22 protein-coding genes and 4 tRNA genes are annotated in these 23,630 nt (G+C 63.2%); 10 read left to right on the top strand and 16 right to left on the bottom strand.

The annotated features are described in order from the left end of the window. The first annotated feature begins 277 nt into the window (after nt 1-277). The 3 genes from CAURI_RS01970 to CAURI_RS01960 are packed head-to-tail and all read left to right on the top strand — an operon-like array spanning nt 278 to nt 3,977. The gene (locus CAURI_RS01970) at nt 278-1,294 is read left to right on the top strand and encodes a pyridoxal-phosphate dependent enzyme (RefSeq protein ID WP_012714819.1); all 1,017 of its coding nucleotides are present in this window, start codon (nt 278-280) and stop codon (nt 1,292-1,294) included. Then, entirely contained in the window at nt 1,291-2,592 is a 1,302-nt protein-coding gene (locus CAURI_RS01965; protein ID WP_010189720.1) for an FAD/NAD(P)-binding protein, read from the top strand. The genes CAURI_RS01970 and CAURI_RS01965 overlap by 4 nt, the downstream gene beginning before the upstream one ends. Beyond that, a complete protein-coding gene (locus tag CAURI_RS01960; protein WP_010189721.1) occupies nt 2,589-3,977 on the top strand; it encodes a type III PLP-dependent enzyme domain-containing protein in 1,389 nt (462 codons plus the stop codon). Before CAURI_RS01965 ends, CAURI_RS01960 begins: the two co-directional genes overlap by 4 nt. 103 nt (nt 3,978-4,080) lie before the next feature. Here the strand turns inward: CAURI_RS01960 and rplA are convergent, their stop codons facing one another. The 7 genes from rplA to CAURI_RS01925 form a co-directional block, all read right to left on the bottom strand. Further along, nucleotides 4,081-4,785: a 50S ribosomal protein L1 gene (gene rplA / locus CAURI_RS01955; RefSeq protein ID WP_010189722.1), complete on the bottom strand. Its 705-nt coding sequence runs from the start codon at nt 4,783-4,785 to the stop codon at nt 4,081-4,083. Between the two features lie 96 nt (nt 4,786-4,881). Next, complete coding sequence (gene rplK / locus CAURI_RS01950) at nt 4,882-5,325, bottom strand: 50S ribosomal protein L11 (protein WP_010189723.1); 444 nt, start codon at nt 5,323-5,325, stop codon at nt 4,882-4,884. A 165-nt stretch (nt 5,326-5,490) separates the two neighbouring features. Continuing rightward, nucleotides 5,491-6,399, bottom strand: a complete 909-nt coding sequence (nusG, locus tag CAURI_RS01945) for a transcription termination/antitermination protein NusG (protein WP_010189724.1) — start codon at nt 6,397-6,399, stop codon at nt 5,491-5,493. Nucleotides 6,400-6,538: 139 nt separating this feature from the next. Continuing rightward, complete coding sequence (gene secE / locus CAURI_RS01940; RefSeq protein ID WP_010189725.1) at nt 6,539-6,865, bottom strand: preprotein translocase subunit SecE; 327 nt, start codon at nt 6,863-6,865, stop codon at nt 6,539-6,541. A 25-nt stretch (nt 6,866-6,890) separates the two neighbouring features. Then, a tRNA-Trp gene (locus tag CAURI_RS01935) sits at nt 6,891-6,966 on the bottom strand. A gap of 127 nt (nt 6,967-7,093) precedes the next feature. Continuing rightward, nucleotides 7,094-7,165 (bottom strand) — tRNA-Met (locus tag CAURI_RS01930). 34 nt (nt 7,166-7,199) lie between these two features. Then, a tRNA-Thr gene (locus tag CAURI_RS01925) sits at nt 7,200-7,275 on the bottom strand. A gap of 246 nt (nt 7,276-7,521) precedes the next feature. On the opposite strand from CAURI_RS01925, the gene CAURI_RS01920 reads away from it, so the two are divergent. Beyond that, nucleotides 7,522-8,643: a glutathione S-transferase C-terminal domain-containing protein gene (locus CAURI_RS01920; RefSeq protein WP_010189726.1), complete on the top strand. Its 1,122-nt coding sequence runs from the start codon at nt 7,522-7,524 to the stop codon at nt 8,641-8,643. Between the two features lie 92 nt (nt 8,644-8,735). Here the strand turns inward: CAURI_RS01920 and CAURI_RS01915 are convergent. Both CAURI_RS01915 and CAURI_RS01910 read right to left on the bottom strand, forming a co-directional pair. Beyond that, nucleotides 8,736-8,817, bottom strand: a tRNA-Tyr gene (locus CAURI_RS01915). 76 nt (nt 8,818-8,893) lie between these two features. Next, on the bottom strand, nt 8,894-9,898 hold the full coding sequence (locus CAURI_RS01910) for a polyprenyl synthetase family protein (protein WP_010189728.1): 1,005 nt from the start codon (nt 9,896-9,898) through the stop codon (nt 8,894-8,896). 93 nt (nt 9,899-9,991) lie between these two features. Between CAURI_RS01910 and CAURI_RS01905 the strand changes: the two genes are divergently transcribed. Then, on the top strand, nt 9,992-11,230 hold the full coding sequence (locus tag CAURI_RS01905; RefSeq protein ID WP_029158957.1) for a geranylgeranyl reductase family protein: 1,239 nt from the start codon (nt 9,992-9,994) through the stop codon (nt 11,228-11,230). Nucleotides 11,231-11,252: 22 nt separating this feature from the next. On the opposite strand, the gene CAURI_RS01900 is transcribed toward CAURI_RS01905, so the two are convergent. Genes CAURI_RS01900 through CAURI_RS01870 form a run of 7 tightly spaced genes read right to left on the bottom strand, consistent with a single transcriptional unit; the run spans nt 11,253 to nt 19,313 of the window. Further along, nucleotides 11,253-11,942 carry a demethylmenaquinone methyltransferase gene (locus CAURI_RS01900; RefSeq protein ID WP_010189730.1) on the bottom strand — a complete coding sequence of 230 codons (690 nt, stop codon included), beginning with the start codon at nt 11,940-11,942 and terminating at the stop codon, nt 11,253-11,255. Between the two features lie 11 nt (nt 11,943-11,953). Beyond that, nucleotides 11,954-13,153: a glycosyltransferase family 4 protein gene (locus CAURI_RS01895; protein ID WP_012714817.1), complete on the bottom strand. Its 1,200-nt coding sequence runs from the start codon at nt 13,151-13,153 to the stop codon at nt 11,954-11,956. Nucleotides 13,154-13,161: 8 nt separating this feature from the next. Further along, nucleotides 13,162-13,605, bottom strand: coding sequence for a DUF3592 domain-containing protein (locus CAURI_RS01890; protein ID WP_010189732.1), 444 nt, complete (start codon nt 13,603-13,605; stop codon nt 13,162-13,164). After that, the gene (menD, locus tag CAURI_RS01885; RefSeq protein WP_010189733.1) at nt 13,606-15,306 is read right to left on the bottom strand and encodes a 2-succinyl-5-enolpyruvyl-6-hydroxy-3-cyclohexene-1-carboxylic-acid synthase; all 1,701 of its coding nucleotides are present in this window, start codon (nt 15,304-15,306) and stop codon (nt 13,606-13,608) included. Further along, on the bottom strand, nt 15,290-15,892 hold the full coding sequence (locus tag CAURI_RS01880) for a hypothetical protein (protein WP_010189735.1): 603 nt from the start codon (nt 15,890-15,892) through the stop codon (nt 15,290-15,292). The genes menD and CAURI_RS01880 overlap by 17 nt, the downstream gene beginning before the upstream one ends. Nucleotides 15,893-15,902: 10 nt before the next feature. Beyond that, nucleotides 15,903-18,254, bottom strand: coding sequence for an ATP-binding cassette domain-containing protein (locus CAURI_RS01875; protein ID WP_010189737.1), 2,352 nt, complete (start codon nt 18,252-18,254; stop codon nt 15,903-15,905). A gap of 48 nt (nt 18,255-18,302) precedes the next feature. Then, nucleotides 18,303-19,313: an o-succinylbenzoate synthase gene (locus tag CAURI_RS01870; protein ID WP_029158959.1), complete on the bottom strand. Its 1,011-nt coding sequence runs from the start codon at nt 19,311-19,313 to the stop codon at nt 18,303-18,305. A 99-nt stretch (nt 19,314-19,412) separates the two neighbouring features. Here CAURI_RS01870 and dcuC point away from each other — a divergent pair, with 99 nt between their 5' ends. The 5 genes from dcuC to CAURI_RS13920 all read left to right on the top strand — a co-directional run bounded on the left by dcuC (nt 19,413) and on the right by CAURI_RS13920 (nt 23,624). After that, nucleotides 19,413-20,822, top strand: coding sequence for a C4-dicarboxylate transporter DcuC (gene dcuC / locus CAURI_RS01865; RefSeq protein ID WP_010189739.1), 1,410 nt, complete (start codon nt 19,413-19,415; stop codon nt 20,820-20,822). Between the two features lie 63 nt (nt 20,823-20,885). Beyond that, entirely contained in the window at nt 20,886-21,488 is a 603-nt protein-coding gene (locus CAURI_RS01860; RefSeq protein ID WP_010189740.1) for a hypothetical protein, read from the top strand. Nucleotides 21,489-21,649: 161 nt separating this feature from the next. Beyond that, the gene (locus tag CAURI_RS01855) at nt 21,650-22,111 is read left to right on the top strand and encodes a DIP1984 family protein (protein ID WP_010189741.1); all 462 of its coding nucleotides are present in this window, start codon (nt 21,650-21,652) and stop codon (nt 22,109-22,111) included. Nucleotides 22,112-22,455: 344 nt separating this feature from the next. After that, entirely contained in the window at nt 22,456-23,436 is a 981-nt protein-coding gene (locus CAURI_RS01850) for a 1,4-dihydroxy-2-naphthoyl-CoA synthase (protein ID WP_010189742.1), read from the top strand. Nucleotides 23,437-23,462: 26 nt separating this feature from the next. Beyond that, nucleotides 23,463-23,624, top strand: a complete 162-nt coding sequence (locus CAURI_RS13920; RefSeq protein WP_010189743.1) for a hypothetical protein — start codon at nt 23,463-23,465, stop codon at nt 23,622-23,624. The last annotated feature ends 6 nt before the right edge of the window (nt 23,625-23,630 follow it).

The following is a 23,630-nucleotide window of genomic DNA, read 5'->3' as shown; positions in this document are numbered from 1 at the left end:
TGTTCTCTCTATCTCTCATGCGCCTCTCTCAAACGCACAAGGATTAGTATGCGGCACGTTCCTTGTAATGCCATACCATCAACCTGCCAATTGCCTGTCAGTGAGAAAAGTGTCATTCCCCTGCACAAATCCAGCACTAGAAACGGGAAAGGGCCTCCGCTCGCAAGCGAGCGGAGGCCTTGACGCCGTTAACAAGGAATCGCGCCAAACTGCCCTCGATGCCTATGCGGAGATCAAAGACTAAGCGGGCGAGAAAAGCTACAGACAGAGGTCTACCATGGGGCTAATGATCAGCCCACGGATTCATTCTCAGGCCCAACCACCTATTGGCCATACCCCGCTGATGCGCGTGGAGGCCATTTGCCCCCGACCGGATGTGCATCTCTACCTCAAGCTAGAGCAATTCAACGTGGGCGGATCCGCCAAGGAGCGCACCGCACGCGCACTCATCCAAGCCGCGCTTGACGCCGGCGACATAGGCCCCGGATGCACCCTGGTGGAGTCTTCCTCGGGCAACCTTGGCATGGCGCTGGCCCGCCAGACCTCACTTGCGGGTATGAAATTCCACTGCGTGGTCGATCCGCGCGTCAATTCCTCCACCGTGGCCACGATGCGGGCCTACGGCGCCCGCGTAGAATTACTGGATCACCCGGACCCGGAAACCGGCGATTGGCTCACCGCCCGCCGCACCCGCGTGGCCGAGCTTCTAGAAGAGATCCCCGATTCTTTCAATCTCAACCAGTACTCCAACGAGGCCGCCTTTTACGCCCACGCCGAAGGCACGATGACGGAAATCATGGACCAGCTCGGACAGGCGCCCACCCACTTGCTCGTCGCTATGAGCACCACCGGCACTCTCGGCGGCTGCGTGCGCAAGCTCACTGAGCTTGGCGCTGATACGGAAACCATCGGTGTCGATGCCGAAGGCTCCGTGCTGTTTGGGGGCCAGCGCGGCACCCGCATACTGCCAGGCTATGGTGCTGGCATTGTCACCGATCTATCCACCAAATTCTCGCCGTCCTCAGTAGAGCGTGTGCCTGATCTGGATGCCATTGTGGCAGCCCGTCGCCTCGCTCAGGCCGAAGGCCTTCTGCCTGGGGCCTCCGGCGGCGCGGTCATCGCGGCATTCCAGCGTCTCGCGCCTACCCTTCCGGCCGGTGCGGAGGTCGTGGCCGTACTCCACGACGGTGGCCAGCCTTACCTCGATACCATCTACAACGATTCCTGGGTCTGCGAGCACTTCGATATTTCTCCTGCCGAGCTCGCCGCGCGCGTCGAAGGGGATTCAGAGTGAGCCCGCAGGAACCTTCCCGCCGCATCGCCATCATCGGCGGCGGCCCACGCGGGCTGTGGGCCGTAGAAGAGCTCATCGAGCGCGCCCGCGTCCCCGTGGATATCACCGTCTTTGATCCCTACCCCGCTGGCGCCGGCGCGGTGTATCGCCCGCAGCAGCCGCCGCAGTGGCGCCTTAACGTCAATTGCGCCATCGTCACCACCGCACACGATAGCTTCAACGCTTGGTGTACCCGCCGCGGGGAATCCACCACCGATGCCTTCCCTCCGCGCGCGCAGGTGGGGCAATTCCTGGCCGATACGTGGGCTGCTGCCCTGTACCGCGCCCCGCAGCACGTGCGCATTCGACACCTACCCCAGCGTGTACGTTCGGTGTCTGCCGCTGACGGCGGGTTCATCGTCGATGGCTCGCCCTTCGACGAACTCCTCGTCTGCACCGGCCACGATCACCTCCACCCCGGTGCCTTAGTCCACGAGCCTTCCCGCGTTCCGGTCACCGGACTCTACTTCGGCGCCGATTTGCCCAGTGGCCCGCGACGGATTGGGGTGCGCGGTGCTGCCTTGAGCTTCATCGATGTCTGCCTGCTGTACGGCGATACCGCCGAGGTCATCTTCCCGGTGAACCGCAGCGGGCGTTTCATGGAGGTCAAGCCCGCTCCGAGTGCGCCCCAGCCTGAGATTCCGAACGACGTGAGGCGCGCCTGTGCTGACGTGATAGATGCCGATGAATTGCGCGACGTTCTCCTGGCGGCCGCCGGATCGCTGGGTGAGTTTTCCACCGGGGACCTCGCTGCAGTGCTCGACGGCCACGACTTTTCCGGCGATGCCGTCGCGGAGCTGGACGCCTCCCTCCGCGCCGCTGAGGGCACAGGGCCCCTTACCCCGGCGGCGGCTGTGGGCACCGCGTTTCGGGGGCTCTTTCAAGAATGCGTGGACTGGCATAAGGCCCATGGCCCCATGCCCGGGTTCCGTGAGCTCTCGCGCACCCTCGAGCGCGTGGCCTTTGGGCCACCACCGGTCACCGCGCGGCGCCTGCTCGAGCTCATCCACACCGGCGTGGTAGATACCCGCTACCTCGCCGCCCCGGACCAGATAGACCACTGGCGCGAGCAGGGTGGCATTGACCTGCTTATCGATGCCACCGTAGCTCCCCAAGCCACCCCCTCCCCTTTCCACGATGTCCCCGGCGTCGTGGAAATCGGCCGCATGAATGAGCTTGAGCTTCCTGGCCATGACTCGTTGAACCGTTCCGTGCACGATGACATCCCCCGCTGGGCAGAGAAAGTAGGAAACCCATGACCAACCACACCACCCCGTTACCAGTTCATGGCACCGTTGCGCTGCGCGCCCGGTGGGAAGAATGGATGTCAGAATTGGTGGCTGACCCGCAGCAAGTCTCCCGCCTCACCTCCGAGTATGGCTCGCCCGTTAATGTGCTCCACCCCGCACCGCTGGGCCGTAACGCCCAAGAGCTCCTCGATGCCGGCGCCTCTCATGGCGTAGACACACAGGTATTTTTCGCGCGTAAGGCCAATAAAGCCTTGTGCTTCGTCGACGCCGCCCGCGAGGCTGGTCTGGGCGTGGACGTGGCCAGTGAAAATGAGCTGCGCCAAGTGCTCAACCGTGGAGTCGCGCCCGAGCGGATTATCCTCAGCGCGGCTATTAAGACCGACGCGTTGCTGCGCCTAGCTATTGACCGCGGAGTCACCATTTCTTGCGATTCGCGAGCGGAAGCCGAGCGCATCGCTGCCCTTGCCAAGGCCCTCAACCACACCGCGCACGTCGCACCGCGCCTTGCCCCCAACCCGGATAACCTTCCGCCGACGCGCTTCGGTGAGCTCCTTCACGCATGGCAAAGCCATGCCTGGCCCGAAACCATTCACGCTGACGGCGTTCACGTACACCTGCATGGTTATAGCGAATCGGACCGCCGCACCGCACTCGCGGAGGCCATCGCCCTCATCGAGCACCTCCGCTTAGTTGGCCAGCCTGCTTCCTTCATCGATATCGGCGGTGGTGTTCCCATGAGCTACCTCGAATCCCGCGAGCAATGGGAGTATTTCCAAGAGCGCATCGCAGCTCAGCGCGCCGGCACCGGTGAGCCTTTTACGTGGAAGTCCGACCCGCTCTCAAATACCTACCCTTTCTGGCAGACGCCCACCCGCGGCGAATGGTTGAACCACCTGCTTTCTGGTGAGGTGGCCGGGTTTGGCCCCGCCGGCCGTGCCTTGAGCGAGCGGAATATTTCTCTTCACTTGGAGCCGGGGCGCAGCCTGCTCGATGGCTGCGGCATCATCCTCGCCGAGGTCAGCTTCCTCAAAGAGCGATCCGACGGCCTGCCCCTCATCGGCGCAGCTATGAACCGCACCCAGTGCCGTACTGCAGCGGATGATATCTTGCTCGACCCGCTCCTCGTCCCCACTGCCGGAGAGCGTGGTGCGGTGGATCGCGAACCACGCACCGGGTTCGTGGTGGGCGCCTACTGCATCGAAGATGAAGTCATCCTGCGCCGCGAACTCGATTTCCCCGAGGGCATTGCGGTGGGCGATACCCTCGCCATCCCTAACACCGCCGGTTACTTCATGCATATATTGGAATCTGCCTCCCACCAGATTCCGCTAGCACGCAATGTCTACCTCGACGCAGACGGCCGCGACTGGGTGCCGGACGATATCGACGCCTAGCGATCCGAGCCGCTATCTCCACGGGACTGGCTGGGCAAAGGAAAAGGGCTCCGAGGATAAACCTCGAAGCCCTGTGCCATTTAGCGCGATGCGCTAGACCGATTTAGTCGGTGTAGTTCTTCTCCACGGAAGCATCGACCGGGATGCCCGGGCCGGAGGTGGTGGAGATGGTGATCTTCTTGGCGTAGATGCCCTTGGCGGAGGACGGCTTCAGGCGAATGATCTCGTCGTACAGCGCGCCGTAGTTCTCAGCCAGCTTCTCAGCGTCGAAGGAAGCCTTGCCGATGATGGCGTGCAGGTTGGAAGCCTTGTCAACGCGGAAGGAGATCTTACCGCCCTTGACGTCAGCAACAGCCTTGGTCACGTCGGCGGTCACGGTGCCGGTCTTCGGGTTCGGCATGAGACCACGCGGGCCCAGGACGCGAGCAACGCGGCCAACCTTGGCCATCTGATCCGGGGTAGCGATAGCAACGTCAAAGTCGATGTTGCCCTCGTTGATGGCAGCGATCAGCTCTTCGGTGCCCACGATGTCGGCGCCAGCAGCCTTAGCAGCCTCAGCGTTGTCGCCCTCAGCAAAGACGGCCACGCGGACGTCCTTACCGGTGCCGTGCGGGAGGGAGACGGTGCCGCGAACCAGCTGGTCAGCCTTACGCGGGTCAACGCCCAGGCGGAAGACAACGTCAACGGTGGCGTCGAAGTTCTTGGAGGAGGTCTCCTTGGCCAGCTTGGCGGCCTCGATCGGACGGTACAGGCGGGAGCGGTCTACCAGCTCAGCGGCAGCCTTGTATGCCTTGGACTTGGTGCTCATAAGTGCAATTCCTTTTCTTGGATTGATGTGGTGCTAGCGGGCCGAAGCTGGCCCTGCCACGCGCGGCACTAGGCGTGCCGCGCACTGATTCGGTTATTACTTAGCCGGGACCCCGTCAACGGTGATGCCCATGGAGCGAGCGGTACCAGCGATGATGCGGGCGCCGTTCTCGATGTCACGAGCGTTGAGGTCCTCAAACTTGGTCTGTGCAATCTCCTTGCACTGATCCCAGGTCACGGAGCCAACCTTGTCGGTGTGCGGAACGCCGGAGCCCTTCTTGATGCCAGCGGCCTTGAGCAGGAGCTTAGCTGCCGGCGGGGTCTTCAGCTTGAAGTCGAAGGAGCGGTCCTCGTACACGGTGATCTCCACCGGCACGACGTTGCCACGCTGGGACTCGGTCGCAGCGTTGTAGGCCTTGCAGAACTCCATGATGTTGACGCCGTGGGCACCGAGTGCCGGGCCGACCGGCGGAGCCGGGTTAGCAGCGCCTGCCTCGATCTGGAGCTTGATCAGGCCAGTGACCTTCTTCTTGGGAGCCATCGAATTACCTCTTTCCTGTGGTACCGGAGTGCCGCCACGATGAATAACAGCGCCCCGTCCGGATGCTCACGCATTGTGGGCCACCGGAGGATGAACGTTTCAAGATGCGCAAAAGCGCACGGCGTTCAAGTTTAGAACACCGTGCGCCCAGCTCAAAATCGCTTTTTAGGAGATGCGCTCGATCTCCGTCGGGGACAGCTCCACCGGGGTCTCGCGGCCGAAGATGGACACCAGGCCCTGCATCTTGCCGGTCTCCGGGTCAATCTCGGAGATGGTGGCGGACACGGAAGCCAGCGGGCCGGACAGGATGGTGACGGCCTCGCCCACCTCGAAGTCGTGCGCGTAGGCCTTGGCGGCCTCCTTCTCCGGCATGGCCACAACCTGCTCGCCCTCGGAGTCGGCTGCGGAGGCCTCCGGAGAGACCGTCGGATCGTTCGGCATGAGGAACTTGGCCACGTCGCGGATCTTGACCGGGGTCGCGTTGCCTTCGTTGCCCACGAAGGAGGTCACGCCCGGGGTATCGCGGACCACGGACCAGGCGGCGTCGTTAAGCTCCATGCGCACCAGCACGTAGCCCGGCAGCAGCTTGCGCTTGACTACCTTCTTCTTGCCGTCCTTCTTTTCGATGGCCTGCTCGACAGGCACGACGACCTCAAAGATGGAATCCTCCACCTCGAGGGTCTGGGCACGCATGTCGAGGTTGGTCTTTACCTTGTTCTCATAACCGGAGTAGCACTGAATGATGTACCACTGGCCCGGCTGCTTCTTCAGCTCCTTGGTGAAGGCGCGCAGGCGGGACTTGTACTCAGCGTCTGCGGCAGCGGCGGCGTCCGCCTCAGCGCTTGCCGACGCCTCCCCCGTGCCCTCGCCTTCAGCCTCGTCCGAGACGCCACCGAGAGCAGCCTCAGCGGCCTTGGTAGCAGCTTCCTTCTCGGCAGCTTCCTTCTCCTCGGCGGACAGTTCCTCCTGCGGCTGCTGGTTTTCCTCAGTAGCCTCGACCGCTTCAGCGGCCTGTTCCTGGACGTTATCGATCATGGCTTGCTCGAGGGAGGTGCCAGTGTTTTCTTCGCTCATTGTCTGCTACTCCAAATTGGTGTTCATTCTTCTAGTCCCCCACCAGGGTACCCGGCGGGACTAGGACAAAAAGTATCCCGCCGTTTCCCCTAGTCGAGCTAGCGGGAAGGCGGCGGGATGAAAGTATGAGATTAGTTTACTAAGGCGCGAGGATTGCTTCAACTCCGAGGCCGGTCAGCGTGTCCACGCCCCACACCAGAGCGGTGAGGACGACAAGGAAGGCGAAGGTCACCAGAACGTACTGGAGCATTTCCTTGCCGGTAGGCCACACGACCTTCTTCATCTCAGAGACGACTTCACCCGGGAAGGAGCCGACGGATCCGCCGAAAGAATCTTCCTTCTTATCCTCGACGCGCACGACGCGCTTGTCGGTGTAGGAATCAGTAGAGGTGGTCGCTGCGCCAGAGAGCTGACGCTTGCCGGTTGGGCGCGGAGCCCCGGTGCTCGGCTGCTTTTCATCGCTCACGGCGATTCCCTCCTTGGAAGTGATGTGGCAGGGGCGACAGGACTCGAACCTGCAACCTACGGTTTTGGAGACCGTTGCGCTACCAATTGCGCCACGCCCCTCTGCGTGCCCTTTTGGGACAACGCACAACCCTACCAGAACGGTGATTCCCCATGGAAACCACGTGCCGCATAAGGCTGGGAGTCGGTAGTGAAAAAGCGCCCGTAAGCGGGCGCTTTTCTTTCCCGGTAGCGATGGCGAGAATTGAACTCGCGACACAGCGATTATGAGTCGCTTGCTCTACCACTGAGCTACACCGCCATATTCACTTTCTGAAAGCTTCCAGAAACATGAATGGAGCCCCCTGACAGAATCGAACTGTCGACCTTTTCCTTACCATGGAAACGCTCTGCCGACTGAGCTAAGGGGGCACAGCCTCTTAGAGTCACGGAGTTTCTCCGCTGTGCTCTCGTTGAAGCCTTGAAAAGATTAACCCGAAACGCTTAAACAACACAAATCGCCAGTACACCATTGGTTTTTAAGCGCTTTCTAGACGCGCAAACTTCATACCCAACAATCCCCGTACCGCACTCGCGGCAATCCACCTCTTGTCACCTGCATGCCAGATCCAGCTATTGTTGACGTATCAAATACTTTACCGACTACAAGGAGGAAACATGACAACTGGCATCCAGAAGGAACCATCGAAAGACTGGGCCGGGGACGCCCAGAACGCCTCGACGGAGGGCGAATTCAAGCGGGACACCAACTACATCCGCGATCGCATTCTCGCCTTCATAACCAGCGAGGAGCCCGAGCCCGCCAATGATGAACGTGGAGAAGCCCTGCATTGGCCGGTGCAACCCCACCGCTACCGTCTCATCGCCGCACGCGCTTGCCCGTGGGCGCACCGCGCGGTCATCGTTCGGCGTTTGTTGGGGCTGGAGGATGTCATTTCCTTAGGTTTGGCGGGCCCGACCCACGACAAGCGCTCCTGGACTTTCGACCTCGACCCCGACGGGCTCGACCCCGTCCTGCGCATCCCCCGCCTGCAGGATGCGTATTTCGCGCGCTTCCCTGAGTACCCGCGGGGCATCACGGTGCCAGCCATTGTGGAAGAATCCACCGGCAAGGTCGTGACCAACGACTTCAACTCCATGGTGCGGGACTTTCAAACAGAGTGGACCGAGTTCCAGCGAGAAGGCGCACCCAACCTGCTGCCGCCGCCCGAGCAGCAGGAGGAGATGGAAGAGATCAACGACTTCATCTTCAGGAAGCTCAACAACGGCGTGTACCGCGCAGGATTCTCCGCATCCCAGGAGGCTTATGAAGAGGCCTATGCGGATGTCTTCGAGGTGCTCGACTGGCTGGAGGAGCGGCTGGCCCACCGCCGCTTCATCATGGGCGAGCACATCACGGAGACCGATATCCGGGCATACACCACCTTGATCCGCTTTGATGCTGTCTACCACGGGCATTTCAAGACCAACCGGAACAAAATCAGCGAGATACCGAACGTTTATGGCTACTTGCGCGAGTTATTCCAGCTCCCCGGCTTCGGCGATACCACCGACTTCACTGAGATCAAGCAGCACTACTACATCGTCCACCGCGAAATTAATCCCACCCAAGTGGTACCGGCAGGCCCCGACCTTCACGGCTTGGCACAGCCCCACGGCCGCGATCACTTGCCGGGCGCCTCCTTCGCTGAAGGCACTACCCTGCCGGGGCCGTTGTCTGAGGGTGAGCGGTTGAAGAACCCCACGGACTTTCAGCGAGAGCTGTTCAGCTTGGATTAGCCGCGCTTAACCCCGCCCTGCGCCGGGCCGGGGCCGCCGGATGATCGAAAAATCCCGCAGACCCATCTGATGTGTCTGCGGGATTCATTTTGTGCCAGGTAGAAGATTCGAACTTCTGAAGGCAATGCCGGCGGATTTACAGTCCGCTCCCTTTGGCCGCTCGGGCAACCTGGCAAGCACTCTTGAGTGCGGTTATGTACTTTACTACGAACTCCCGCCCAACATGCAAATCGCCAGGCAGGAGGGTATTTTAACCAACGCGCTGAACGGTATAGTCCGCCAGCTGGCGCAGAGCCTCACTAGCCGTGCACTCCGGGAGCAGGGAGAGCTGGTCCTCGACCACGCGCAGGTACGCGTTAACGTCGGCCAGCGCCTTATCGCGGCCGCCCGACTGCCACAGCAGCTCGATGGCGCACTGTACGGAGGCGTCGTCCTCAAGCGGGCCCGTCAGCAGCGCACGTAGCTCATCGCCGACCTCGCCTTCCTCCTCCAGTGCATAGAGCACCGGCAGGGTGAACACGCCCTCGCGCAGATCCGTGCCCGGGGTCTTCCCGGATTCTTCGGAATCAGAGAAGATGTCGATGACATCATCGACGATCTGGAAAATCATGCCCACGGCCGCACCGATTTGGCGCAGGGCCTCGCACTGCTCCGGGCCCGCACCCGCGTGGTAGGCACCCAGGTAGCCGGCGGACGCGATCAGCACCGCGGTCTTTTCCCGGATCACCGCCGTGTAGTGCTCCACGGCATTGGCTTCGCCAGCACCGATGGTTTCCCGCATCTGGCCGGTGACGAGCTCCTCGAAAGTCTCCGCGAAGTGCTCCACCGTGTGGGTGTCCAGCTGGCTCATCAGCCGCGAGGCGTGCGCGAGCAGGGCATCGCCCGCCAGAATGGCCACCGAGTTGGTCCACCGGAAGTTCGCGGAATCCACGCCGCGGCGGCGCTCCGCCTCATCCATGACATCGTCGTGATAGAGCGTGGCCACGTGGACCATTTCCACCACGGTCGCTGCCTTAACCACCTCGGGGGACTGTGAGCGTTCACCGAACTCGGAAGCCAACAACGCCATCATCGGGCGGAAACGCTTGCCACCAGCCAGGGAGAGGTGGCGCACCTTGTCCTTGATGAAGTCCTGCCCGCGGTCGAGCTCCGTATTCAGCAGGTCCTCTACAGCAGCCATCCCGGCGTTGATACGCTCGGTGAGCTGCGCATCCCCCAAGTCCACGTGCTTGGCGTGAGTTTGGCCGTGTGACATTAAACGTGTTCCTTTAAGCTCAAAAATCCTAGTGTTTACTTACCGTAGCCCATGGCACGGCCCTCAACACACTTGTGGCCACTATCCCGTGCAATGATAGTCCCCATGTCGGAGCAGATCGATTCCACCCTTGTTGACGTCGCCATCGTAGGCGCCGGGCCCGCCGGCGCTGCCGCCGCTATCCACGCCGCACGCGCCGGCCATGAGACGCTGCTTGTCGACGCCTCCCCCTTCCCCCGCGACAAGACCTGCGGCGATGGCCTGACCCCGCGCGCCATGCACCAGCTGGAGCTCCTCGGCATCGAGGTCAATGCTTCGTACCGCAACCGCGGCCTCAAGCTGCACGGCTTCGGCGGCACCGTAACCGCCCCGTGGCCATCGACGTACCCCTCGCAGGTGGGAACGGCTCTGCCGCGCTATGAATTCGACGCGCTGCTCGTTGAGGCCGCGCAAACAGCCGGCGCGCAGCTTCTCACCGGCACGGCAACGGCCCCGCAGCTCGACGGCAACCGGCTGGTGGAGTTCTCCGTCGGCAAGCGCCGCGTGCGCGCGCGGTGGGTCATCGTGGCCGACGGCGTCCGCTCGACGTTTGGCAAGCAGCTGGGCCGCACCTGGCACCGCGAGGAGGTCTATGGCATCGCCGCGCGCGCCTATGCCGATTCCCCGCAGGACGGCGAAGAATGGATGCACTCCCACGTCGAGCTCAAAGACCCCGAGGGCGTAGTGCAACCGGGCTATGGCTGGATCTTCCCGCTGGGCCAGGGGGTCAACATCGGCTTAGGCGCGCTCTCCACGGCCGCCCGCCCGGCGCGCCTCAACACCAAGAAGGCGCTCGATTTCTACGCTGAGCAGCAACGTTCGGAGTGGGACTTGGGCGAGCTACGCAACGTCACCTCGGCGATGCTGCCCATGGGCGGTGCGGTGTCCGGGGTAGCCGGCGCGAACTGGATGCTGATTGGTGACGCCGCCGCCTGCGTCAACCCGCTCAACGGCGAGGGCATCGATTATGGCCTGGAGACGGCAGCACTCGCCGTGGAGATGCTCGGCACCAAGGACCTGACCTTGGCATGGCCAGACCGCCTGCGCGCCGAGTACGGCGAGGCCTTCCTGCTCGCCCGCACAGCCGCACGCCTGCTGACTTATCCGCAGTTCCTGCCGCTGGCCGGGCCCGTGGCCATGCGCGGGCCGGTAGGTCGCATGCTCATGCCGGCCGCGGCACGCCTCATGGGCAATCTCATCACCGACGAGGACAAGGACCTCCTCGCCCGCGCCTGGCGGCTGGCCGGTGGGGCGGTCTCTGCGCTGCGGCGCGATACTCCTCTTTGGGCCTAAGGCCCTTGGCCCTTCGGCACCCTTAAGCGGGCTTCACTGCGGAGTGCAGCGCCACGATGCCGAAGGTCAGGTTGCGCCAGCCTGCTTGCTCCCAGCCGTTGCGGTTAATGGCGGCGGCCAGCTCGTGCTGCTCCGGCCACGCGCGGATGGACTCTGCGAGGTAGATATAGGCTTCCGGGTTGGAGGAGACCACCTTGGCAATCGGCGGCAGCAGGCGGGTCAGATACTCCTTGTAGACGGTGCCGAAGACCGGGATGACCGGCTTGGAAAACTCCGCCACGGCCAGGCGCCCGCCGGGCTTGGTCACGCGCGCCATCTCCCGCAGGCCCAGTTCGAAGTCGTGGATATTGCGCAAACCGTAGGAGATGGTCACCGCATCAAAAGTGTTATCCGCAAAGGGCAGGCGCATTCCATCGCCGGCCACCTTGGGAACATCGCGCTCCGCGCCAGCCGCGAGCATGCCGAGGGAAAAGTCACAGGCCACGCACCACGCACCGGACTTGGACAGCTCTTCCGTCGAGACGGCCGTTCCGGCGGCGAGGTCGAGGACCTTCTCCCCCGGCTGCGGGTTGAGCCGCTCGCGGGTCAGGCGGCGCCAACGTGCGTCCTGACCAAAGGACAGCACCGTGTTGGTGATGTCGTATTTCTTGCCCACCGCGTCAAACATGCGCGCGACATCGAAGGGCTTCTTCTCTAGATCTGCCTTAGACACAAGCGCCTAGTTTAGGCGACGCGCGCTCCCAGAGCGCGAGCGGCCCAGCGCGGCAGCTCCGGGCGCTGGCCCAGAATGGTCAGCGGCACCTCGCGAACACCCTCCAGAACTTCCTCGTAGTAGCCCAGCAGCTGCTCGCAGAGAGCCGGCCAGGTCTTGGAGGCAATCGACTTCCGGGCGTTCTCCCGCAGCTCCTCGTGGATCTCCGGGTTGAGCAGCGCGTCGACGGCATTGGGGAGGTCCTCGACGAACGTGAGGACGTCGAGAAGCAGCCCGTTATAGCCCTCCTCGATGAGGTCCACCGGGCCGCCCGCGCGGGGGCCGATGGTGGGCACGCCCGAGGCCTGCGCCTCCTGGATGGCCTGGCAGAAAGTCTCGAACTCGCCCGCGTGCACGAAGATGTCGAGGGAGGCATAGGCCGCCGCGAGCTCCTCGCCGCCCAGCGCCCCCGTAAAGACCGCGTCCGGCAGCTGGGCCTCCAGCAGCGGGCGCTCTGGGCCATCGCCGACGATGACGAGCTGGATGTCCTCGCGTCCGTTAAGGGCCGACAGGCGGTGCACGCCCTTCTCCGCTGCCAGACGGCCGACGAAGCCGACGATCTTCTTGCTTCCTGTGGGATCCCACTCGCGGCGCAGCGCGGCCGAGCGCTTCGAGGGGTGGAAGCGCTCCGAATCCACGCCGCGCCCCCAGTGGCGCACGTTCTTGATGTGGTGCTTCTCCAAATCGGTGATGGTGAGCGAGGACGGCGCGAGAGTCATCTGGCACGCATTGTGGATGGTGCGCAGCCACTCCCACACCCCATAAGCCAGCGCAGAGGCATGGTACTTGGTAGCGAAACCCGCGACGTCCGTCTGGTACAGCGCCACTGCCGGAATGCGCAGCTGACGTGCAGAAAATGCCCCCGCAGCCCCGAGAACGAAGGGGCTGGCCAGGTGGATGATGTCTGGCTTGAACTCGCGCAGCGCCTCATCCACAGCGGAGGTGGGCACCCCGACCGGGAGCGAATCCACCAGCGGCACCCGCACGGTGGGCACGCGCACGATGGTGAAGCCGAGGTAATCCGGGATCTCCTCCTGCCCGTCCCGGGCGCCGGGGGCGATGACGATGGCCTCATGGCCGTGCTCGTGGAGGTGTTCGAGAACACGCAGCACGGAGTTGGTCACTCCGTTGACATTAGGCAAGAAGGATTCCGCGACGATGGCTACACGCATGCGCCCCATCATTCCTTTCCTGGGTGCTCAGCTGGTAAAGCACGCGCTAAATTCCGGTTAATTTTCCCGCTCCCCCACCACAACGCACCGGCGATTAGGGTAGCCACGGCCGCAGAGGACAGCGCCGGAATGATCGATAGCGTCCATTCTCGGCCTTCTACCTTGACCAGGTCCGGGTTGTTTTTGGCATAGAGCACCCAGACCTGCTGGCCCTCCCCCAGCTCGGTGGGATAAAGCAGGCCGGTGGGCGGGGTGTGGTAGATCCCCTCGGAGTCCTGGAAGTCCACGAAGGTACGCAAGGTGCCAACATCCGTCACCGTGGCCAGGGCGCGCCCGGGGTTGGCGCCGATGGTGCGGTCATTGAGAAAAGGACCAATGACCATCCCCGCCATACCGACTAGTGCTGCGGCATAGAGCACCAGGATCAGCTGGCGCACCCGGCGCCGCGGCATTTACTGACCCACCTTGGCGTTCAGCGCCTCCTGCAGCGCGCGGCGTGAGGACCTCGTGGTATGTGCCTCCACGACGGTGATGCCGATGGAGTATTCCTTGAGCTCTGCGAGAACATCGAGCAGCTCCTGCGCCGAGCTCACCTCGCGGTGCTCAGCACCGCAGGCTTCTGCCAGCTTGGCGACGCCCACCCCATGCGGCGTCCCAAACGCCTTCTCGAAGGAGCCGCGCAAAGGCTCGCGGCCTTGTTCAAGCACCTCGAAGATGCCGCCGCCGTCGTCGTTTGAAACGACGATCGTGAGGTTCTCTGGGCGCGGGTTGTCCGCGGGGAGGATGAGGGAGGTGGCGTCGTGGAGGAAGGTGACATCCCCCATGAGCGCCACGGTGCGCGGGGCGCGGGGTGCATCGGCCTCGCGGGACTGGGTGGCCAGCGCGATACCGATGGCCTGCGCGATGGTGCCGTCGATGCCGGCGGCCCCGCGCGGCGAGTAGGTTTCCACGCCGTCGAAAGGCAGGCCGATGAAGGAAGCATCCCGCACCGCGTTGGAGGCGCCCAGGACGAGGGTATCGCCGACAGCGAGGGTATCCCCCACCGCGGCAGCGACGTGGAGGCCGGTAAAGCCGATCTCGGGCTTCGTGGCCTCCTCACCGGCGGTCTCCGCCAAGACTTCGCGAACACCTTCGGCCGCCATCTGGGCCGCGCCTTCGCAGATCTTCATCCACTCGCGCGTGGGCTCGCCGCTGGTCTTAACGGTGGTACCCAGCTGCGCGGCCTCACCGCGCGGGTTGGTGAAGTCCTCCGTGCGGGACAGGCAGATGAGGTCAATATCGGGATCACTCAGCAGTGCCAGCACACCGCGGTGCAGGGTGGGGTGGCCCACGACGATGACCTGCTCCACCTTGGTGTTGACCACGTAATCATTGGCGGAGACTTGGGCGCGGCGGAAAAGGTGCGCCGCGGCCGGATGCACCGGGTGATAGGGCGCGGGTGCCGTGGGCTCGGCGATGGTCGGGACATCCTCCAAGCCTTCGACTTCCCAGGCTTCATCGCCCGCAATGACGAGCGTGTTGCGGCTGAGATCAACGGCCACCTCGCCGTGATTGGACCACCGCGGGGTGCGCGCGCGGTTCTGCGTGTAATCCGTCGGGGTACCGGGCAGCTCCTTCCCTACCAGCGGGGCATCAAGAGCCACGTTGATATGCACCTGGCGGTCATTCAAAAAACGCTCGGCGATGAGCGGAATATCACCCGTGGTCTCCACCTGGGTGGTCTCTGCGTACACGCCAAAGATGCCGGGCTGCTCAATGGTCTGGGAAGCTCCCGTGCCCACCAAGCGGGCCGGGCGGTCCGCGCTGATGACGGCCAGCGGGGTATGGGAGTAATGCGCCTCCACCATCGCGGGCAGGGCGTTGGCCACCGCGGTGCCGGAAGTCATGACGATGCCGACATGCCGGCGTTGGACGCGCGCCATACCTAGAGCAGCGAACGCGGCGGAGCGCTCATCCAGGCGGGTATGCACGCGAATATCGCTGCGCGCGAGAAGCGCCAGAGACAGCGGCGCGTTGCGCGAACCCGGGCAAATCACCACGTCGGTGAGGTGCCGCGACAGCTGGGCTGCCAGTGCTTCGGCCAGCTGCATCGACTCCGGCTGCCCGGCGGCAGTCTTCTCGGAACGAGATTCAGTATTAGGCATTGCCTGCATCACCCGCACCGAGTTCTTCCATGCCCGAATCGAATTGCTCAAAGAGGTCATTGATCAACCCATCGATGTCGTCTCCACCCCGTTCCACTCGGTCCTGGATGTCCGGCGGCAGCTCCGTAGGAAGCTCCGTCGGAATATCGGTGGGGAGGTTATCCCGTGGCGAGCTCTTGGTGGTGGTCACCGTGGTGGGAACCTCGGTGGTCACGGTCTCGGTGACCGGCTCCGGGGCGGGCTTATCGGCATCCGCTGCCGCACCACGCCACAGGAAGAACAACACGCCGGCGATAACGACGGCAAGAGCAGCGATGGCAGCGAAGACATAGGACAGGGCTCCCCCGCCCTTCTTCGGCTGCTCCACCTGGTAGCTCGACGGAACCGGGTCATACTGCGGCTGCTGATAGTTCTGGCCATAGCCCTGTTGATAAGGCTGGCCGAAAGCCTGCGTGTTCTGGGAGCCGGGCTCCGGGAAGTGCTGTTGGGGACGCTGTGGCGGCTGCTGTTGGGGCGCGCCGAACTGGCGGGTTTCGTTCTCACCGTTGACGCGGCCGAACTGCCGCGTCTCGTTGTCGCCGTTGTTGTTGGTCATGGGATTTACCTTATCGTGCACCCGCGCCACTTAGCACCCGGCCGGTGGGCGTCTCACCCGCCGCAACCTGAGCCGGTGTACCATCCGCCACGATCTGTCCGCCCTCCACGCCTGAGCCCGGGCCCATCTCGATGACGCGGTCAGCGCCAGCGATGAGGTGACGATCGTGGTCCGCCACCACGACGCTATGCGAGGCATCCACCAGCGAGTGCAGCTCAGTAATGAGCAGGTCAATATCGGCCGGGTGCAGGCCCACGGTGGGCTCATCCAGCAGGTAGACGGTATGGCCCCGGCGCGAGTTGCGGGAGCGCTGAAGTTCCGTGGCGAGCTTGATGCGCTGCGCCTCACCACCGGAAAGCTCCGGTGCACCCTGGCCTAGGCGCAGGTAACCCAGACCTACCGCTTCCAGGGTTTGCAGCGCGTGGAGAATCGGTGCTTCATCCGCAAAGACTTCCAGGGCTTCTTCCACCGTGAGGTCGAGAATGTCCGCGATGGTCCGGCCCTGCCAGCGGATGGACAAGGTGTCATCGTTATAGCGCTGCCCCTGGCAGTCCGGGCACTGGGTATAGGAGCCGGGCAGGAAGACCAGCTCGACTTCAATCTGGCCGGCACCGCCGCAGGTATGGCACTGGCTTTGCTTGACGTTGTAGGAAAAGCGCGAGACCGTCCATTTCTTCTTCTTGGCCTCCGGGGTGGCGGCGAAGAGCTTGCGCACGTTGTCGAAGAGATTGGTGTACGTCGCCACCGTGGAGCGTGGGGTTCGGCCGATCGGCTTTTGGGTAATGGAGACCACACGCTTGACCTGCTCCGGGCACACCGGGCCCGTGAGCATGTCATGGAGTGCGGCCAGCAACGTGGATTTGCCAGAACCCGAGAGCCCGGTAATCGCCGTGAACTGGCCCAGCCCGAAGTCCACGTCAAGGCCATCGATGGTGTGCGAGTGCACCTGCCGCAGCGGGATTTCCCCGTGCGCCGGGCGCGCATCGGCCTTGGGCGTGGGGCGGGGGCGAGCCAAGGCACGCGCGGTGGGAGTATCGGCGGAGTCTGCTGCCTCTATGTAATCGGCGACAGGGCCCGAGTACACCACCTGGCCGCCGCGCTCACCGGCGAGCGGGCCGACATCTACGAGCCAATCGGCCTGCTTGACCAGTTCCATGTCATGCTCCACCAGCAGCACCGAGTTGCCCTCCGCGATGAAGCGACGGCACACATCGAGCACCGCGCCCCTCTCCACCGGATGCAGGCCTGCAGAAGGCTCATCCAGAACATAGGTCACGCCATAGAGTCCGGAGCGCAGCTGCGCAGCCAGGCGCAGGCGCTGCACCTCACCACCCGAGAGCGTGTCCGTCGGCCTATCCAGGCTGAGGTGCCCCAGGCCGAGTTCCAGTGCGGATTCAAAGGCCGGAAGGAGGGCCTTGAGGAGCAGGTCTTCGGCATCATTCGGCTGTGGGCTTTGGCCGTTAAGCAGCTCGTAGGCCTCGCTGAGCGGGAGGGCATTGAATTCGTCGATAGGCAGCCCGGCGTAGGTGACCTTGAGCGCCTTCGCCGTCAGCCGGCGCCCCTGACAGGTATCGCAGCGGCGGGTTTCCATGAAACTCAAGACGCGGGCGCGGAGTGTATCCGACTTCGTCTCCGCATAGGTCTTGGTCAGGTAGCTGGCCACGGAGCGCCACGTGCCCTCGTAATTGCGCTGGATCTGATCCGCCCCGCGGCGCGGCTTGACGGTTACCACTGGGCGCTCCTCGGTGAAGAGTATCCATTCGCGGTCTTTCTTCGGCAAATCCTCCCACGGTGAATCCAAGTCATAGCCCAGTTCTTGCAGAATGTCGTGGAAGTTCTTGCCCGCCCAGGCTCCGGGCCACGCAGCAATCGCGCCTTCCTCAATGCTCAGACTGGGGTCCGGCACCATGGAGGCCTCCGTGGGTTCGTGGACCACGCCGGTGCCCTGGCACTCCGGGCACATGCCTTCTGGGGTATTCGGGGAGAAGGAATCGGAGTACAGGCCCTCCGGGTTGTCACCGCAGCGCGAGTAAAGAAGGCGCACGGAGTTAGACATGGCGGAGATCGTGCCCACGGTGGAGCGCGCGCTGCTTGCCGACGCCGACTGCTGCAACGCCACCGTCGGCGGCAGCCCCTCGATGCGGCCGACCTGCGGGTCCACCGCTGAAGCGATGAGGCGTCGAGCAAAGGGCGCGACGGATTCCAGGTAGCGGCGCTGGCCTTCGCCATGAATGGTGCCGAAGGCCAGCGAGGACTTGCCGGAACCGGACACCCCCGTCACGGCCACGAGCTGGCCGCGTGGAAGGTCCACATCCACGTTGCGAAGGTTGTGCAGGTGCGCGTCTCTCACGGAAATCGTCATGCCCGCCAGCCTACGCTGACCTCCGGACATGGACCGTGAGCTGTGCTTTTAAAGGTGCGGCCAGCACTGGCGCACGCGCTCAAACCACCACTCGCGGCGCTCGCCCGGCGCGGCGAGCGCGCTGAGGCGATCCGGGTCGGGGGCAAGGGCTTCGGCGCGCAGGTGACCGTCGACAAGCTCGCGCGGTGCCGTGACATCCTCAAGGAACAGCGAACCGGTGGCCAGGCCCGCGGCGGCCGGGGTGACGTCGATGTCTTCGTCGTCATAGATCTGCGGCAAGGCGGCCACGGCGGCAAGCCCCATGGAGATTCCCACCGAGGTATCCAGGGCGGAGGCCACCGTGATGTCCATGTGGCGCTCGCGCAGATGGGAAGCCACCTCGAGCACCTTGCGCACACCACCCAGCGGCGCGGGCTTGACCACGGCGACATCCGCCGCCTGCAATTCCGCCACCCGGTAAGGGTCGCTGGCCTTGCGGATGGACTCGTCTGCCGCCACGCGCACGAAAATCCCAGCGCGCATGAGCTGGGTGCGCACTTCCTTGAGTTCCTCGACGGTCTGGCACGGCTGCTCCATATAGTCCAGCGGCATGAGCTCCTTGGCCGCGGTGACGGCTTCCTCGACGCTCCAGCCACAGTTGGCGTCGACGCGCAGGACCGGCACGCGGCCCTGGGCTTCGATGTGGGAACGGACGGCGTGAACGCGCGCGATGTCGTCCTCTAGGGTCTGTCCCTTCTCCGCCACCTTGATCTTGAAGGTGCGGCAACCGGGGTAGCGTTCCATGACCTCCGGGACCTGCTCTGCGGGGACCGCGGGGATGGTGCCGTTGACTTCTACCCACTCGCGTACGGGTTCCGGGAAGCCTTCGTAGGCGGCCTCCAGGCCGGCGGCGAGCCAGCGGGCGGATTCCTCCGCCCCGTACTCCAGGAAGGGGGCGAACTCACCCCAGCCCGCGGGGCCATCGATAAGCAATGCTTCCCGGGTCGTAATGCCACGGAACTTCACGGCGAGTGGAAGGGAGACCACGTGGGCGCGGTCAAGGACGTCATCAATGTGCATGAGGTTCATCGTACGTGTGGGGGGGTTGAGCGCGACACCTGTCATAGCCGGTGTTACCTTATAACAGTAAGTGGATATAACCAGAAGAAGGATCCTCAGATGCTTTACCTTCTCATCGCACTGCTGGCCATCGCCGCAGTTGTCTACCTCATCTATAAGAAAGTCCACGCCGCGGCCTCCATCTTTGCCGTTGGCGTCATCCTGCTCATGCTCGCCGCCCTCACCGGGCGCGCAGATTTCCGCACCACCGAAATCGAAGCCACCGGTAATGCCTTCTACGATCAGCTGCTTGTCGTGGACGCGCTATTCAAAGCACGCTTCTCCGGCATCGGCATGGCGATTATGGTGCTCTTTGGCTTCGTGTCCTATATGCGGCACATTGGTGCTGATGCCAAGACGGTCGTGGTGCTCTCCTCACCGCTCAAGCGCTTCAAAGGCTCCTACTGGCTGGTCCCAGTGGGCTTCATCCTGGGCACGCTGCTCTCGTTGGTGATCCCCTCGGCCGCAGCGCTTTCCCTATTGCTCGTGGCCACACTCCTGCCAGCGCTCATCGCTGCGGGCCTGACACCGCTGACTGTGGGCGCCATCGTCGTGACCTCCTCCACCATCGTTCCCACCCCACTGGAGGCCGGCCTCATCCAGGGCGCTGATCTGACCAACATGACGCCGACTGAATTCGTCTACGGTGCTGTCGCCCACGCCACGGTTCCCACGCTGCTCATCACCGCCTTCGTCCACATGTGGTGGCAGCGCCACTGCGATAAGGTGGATGCCCGCAAGGCCGAAAGCTCCGGTGAGGTCACCGCCGATTCGATGAGTGATGAGGCAACTAAGGAAGCCATCGCCCGCGCCGCCTCCCTGCCGGGCTACTACGCTGTGCTTCCGCTCATGCCACTGCTACTCATCATTGTCTCCGCCATCCTCAAGCAGATGGGTGTCATCCCCTTCGAAGGTGGCATTCTGCCGGTCACCGTGGTCTCCCTCTTCATCGCGATGATCATCGAGTCCATCCGCAAGCGCACCGTCACCGGTGCTGTGGATTCCATCTCCAGCTTCTTCAAGGGCATGGGCGAAGGTGCTGCGGGCGTCGTGGCCCTGCTGGTGGCTGCTGCTGTCCTGGTGGAGGGTATTACGCAGATGGGTGTCATCGACATGCTCATCGACGCCGCCGAGGGCTCCTCCGGCGCCGCCGTCCTCATCGTCCTCGTCTTCGTCGCTGCCACCGCCGCGATGGCCGCACTCACCGGTTCCGGTACCGCGCCCTACTTCGCCTTCTCTGAGGTGGTGCCCAACCTGGCTTCGCAGACCTCCATCCACGCCCCGCAGATGCTCACCGCCATCTGGGGTACCTCCAACCTGATGCGCCAGGTCTCCCCGGTCAACGCCGCGGTGCTCATTGTCTCCGGCGCTATCAAGGTCAACCCCATCCAACTGGTCAAGCGCACCTCCGTGCCCATGATCGTGGCGACGGTGCTCAACACGCTGTTTGCGTTCATGTTTATTGGGTAGCACTCCCCGTCTATGGCCTCAGCGCCCCCTTAAACCACCATGCGGGGCGCTAGGCTACAACTCATGCGAAAATTCTCTACTCTCTCTTTTCTCGTTGCCGCCGGAATTGCATTGAGCGCCTGCGGCGATACTTCTGACTCCTCTACACCTGCTAGTGAGGCTTCTGCCGACAGCCAATTAACCTCCGTTGCGGCCTCAGTGACTGCCTCCACCTCCGAGGCCGCCGAGGACAGCGGCCCCGCGCCGACTCTTAACGATGCCCCGAGCGACACCCCCGCCACGGACGACAACGCCAACCCCAACCCGGGCGGCCACAACATCAACGTCGGGCAAGTCGGCGGTGCATGCGGCTATACCAATCAAGGAGACAAGATCCACGCAGGAGAAAACACCTCCTGTGAGTTCGCCGCCGCTATGTTTGATGAGGCCATCAAGCACACCTTCACCTGGTCGCAGCGCAGCTCCACCGTGAATGGCTCCTACAACACCCACATTTCTGCAGCGAGCCCAGCGACCAAACAAACCTACGACCTGTATTGCGCCATGGGCTCTGACACTCGAACTTTCTACTGCGGCATCGACGGCGACAACTCTGTCTACGCCAGCTTTGAAGAGGCCAATAGCCAGACGTGGACCAACCGGCTTTCTACCGAAGGCCAGCCTTAGCGAGAAACCGAACATGACGTACACAACGATCAAATAAGGCCCCAGATCATCGAAGTTTTGGGGCACTATTTGTTAAAACCGTCACGACCGCACTGCGAAGCCTCCTGTCTGCCGTACAATTACCCAGACAATCAATCCCATTAAGGGTTAAAGGAGGAACCATGCTACTTGCTGAAGCCTTGGCCGAGCGCGCCCAGGCGCAGGAGCGCCTCAACTCGCTGAGTGACCGACTCGCGGCAACCGTCCGCATTCAGGAAGGCGATGAACCGGATGAGAACCCGACGGATCTCCTCCGTGAGCTCGAGGGCGTGACTAAGCGCATCGATGAGCTCGTCATCGCGATCAACGCTACGAACACGGCTACCGCGTTCGACGATGAGATCACGCTGATGGAGGCGCTGGCACTGCGTGATGGACTGCTGCGCAAGCGCCGCATCTACCAGGGATTGGCAGAGCGCGCGGGTGCGCGCCACGACCGCTACTCCCGCTCGGAGATCAAGTTCGTGGCCACCGTGCCCGTGCCGAAGTTGCGCGAGCGCGCCGATGATCTGGCCCGCCAGTACCGCGAGCTCGATACCCGCATCCAGCAGTTGAACTGGAATACGGAACTGATAACTAAATAGCGACTGCCGCTAGTTGTGCCGCACTCGTGCGGCACGTAGTCATGTCGCGCGCGTCAGGCGCGCGACGGTAGCCCACACTCTTCGCAGCGAGCGCAACCCTTACTGGGCAGGGAAAAGTCCAGTGCTTCTCAGGCGCCTTCGTAGCGCAAGAAGGCAGGGAGGTTCGATTCCGTCCCACTGTATGGTGTACCGCGCTGGTACGGAGTACACGTGCACATTGACGGGGATAATCCCGCAGTATTGTTTATTGTTTATCACCGCCGCGCTGGGCGGAGAGTGTGGGTGAGGGTTGGGAATGGGGACTATACTTCCGGCGCACCGCTTTCCAATTAAGCTGGTGTGCCATGAGCGAGCAGAAGAACTACAGCACCGATAATCCTTTCAAGCCGGAGCTCTGGCAGCCCGTCAAGGGCTTTGAGGATCTCACGGATATCACCTATCACCGACTCATCAGTGACGGTCCAAAGCCCCAGCGCAAGGATGGCATCGTCCGCATCGCCTTCGACCGCCCCGAGGTGCGCAACGCGTTTCGCCCACACACGGTGGATGAGCTTTACCGCGCGCTGGACCACGCGCGCCGCACGCCGGATGTAGGAACAGTACTTCTCACCGGCAACGGGCCTTCCCAGAAGGACGGCGGCTGGGCGTTTTGCTCCGGCGGTGACCAGCGCATCCGCGGCCGCTCCGGCTACCGCTATGCCACGGAGCACGCGCATGATGACGCAACTGCCGACGAATCCACCGTGGACACTGCCCGCGAGAAAGTCGAGGGCGGCCGCCTGCACATCCTGGAGGTCCAGCGCCTCATCCGCACCATGCCCAAAGTGGTCATCGCCGTGGTTAACGGCTGGGCTGCTGGCGGCGGGCACTCCCTGCACGTGGTGTGCGATATGACCATTGCATCCCGCCAGGAGGCCCGCTTCAAGCAGACCGACGCCGACGTCGGTTCCTTCGACGCCGGCTATGGCTCGGCCTACTTGGCCAAGATGGTGGGCCAAAAGTACGCCCGCGAGATCTTCTTCTTAGGCCGCACCTACGATGCCCAGCGCATGTACGAGATGGGTGCGGTCAACGAGGTGGTTGACCACGCCGATCTGGAGGACGCCGCCATCAAGATGGGGCGCGAAATCAACATGAAGTCCCCCACCGCCCAGCGCATGCTCAAGTTCGCCTTCAACCTCACCGATGATGGCCTCATGGGCCAGCAGGTCTTCGCTGGAGAAGCCACCCGCTTGGCCTACATGACCGACGAAGCCGTCGAGGGCAAGGAATCCTTCCTGGAAAAGCGCGAGCCCAACTGGGATGACTTCCCGTACTACTACTAACCGTCATTCCTCGAGGAGAATCCACAGTGCTGTATTTCGCCATTGCCCTCGCTGCCATCGCGCTCATTGCCGTCATTGCGTCGCGAGTGTGGATGTTGCGCCGCATCCAGCAGGCTCAGAGGGACGGCGAGCGCCCCTTCGATCAGGAGGATGAGCTCATCAACCCCTATGAGCACCGCGGGCGGTAACCTAGC

Source organism: Corynebacterium aurimucosum ATCC 700975 (assembly GCF_000022905.1).
GTDB lineage: Bacteria > Actinomycetota > Actinomycetes > Mycobacteriales > Mycobacteriaceae > Corynebacterium > Corynebacterium aurimucosum_F.
Note: the sequence above shows the minus strand (reverse complement) of the source record. Positions and strands in the feature narration are given on the sequence as shown.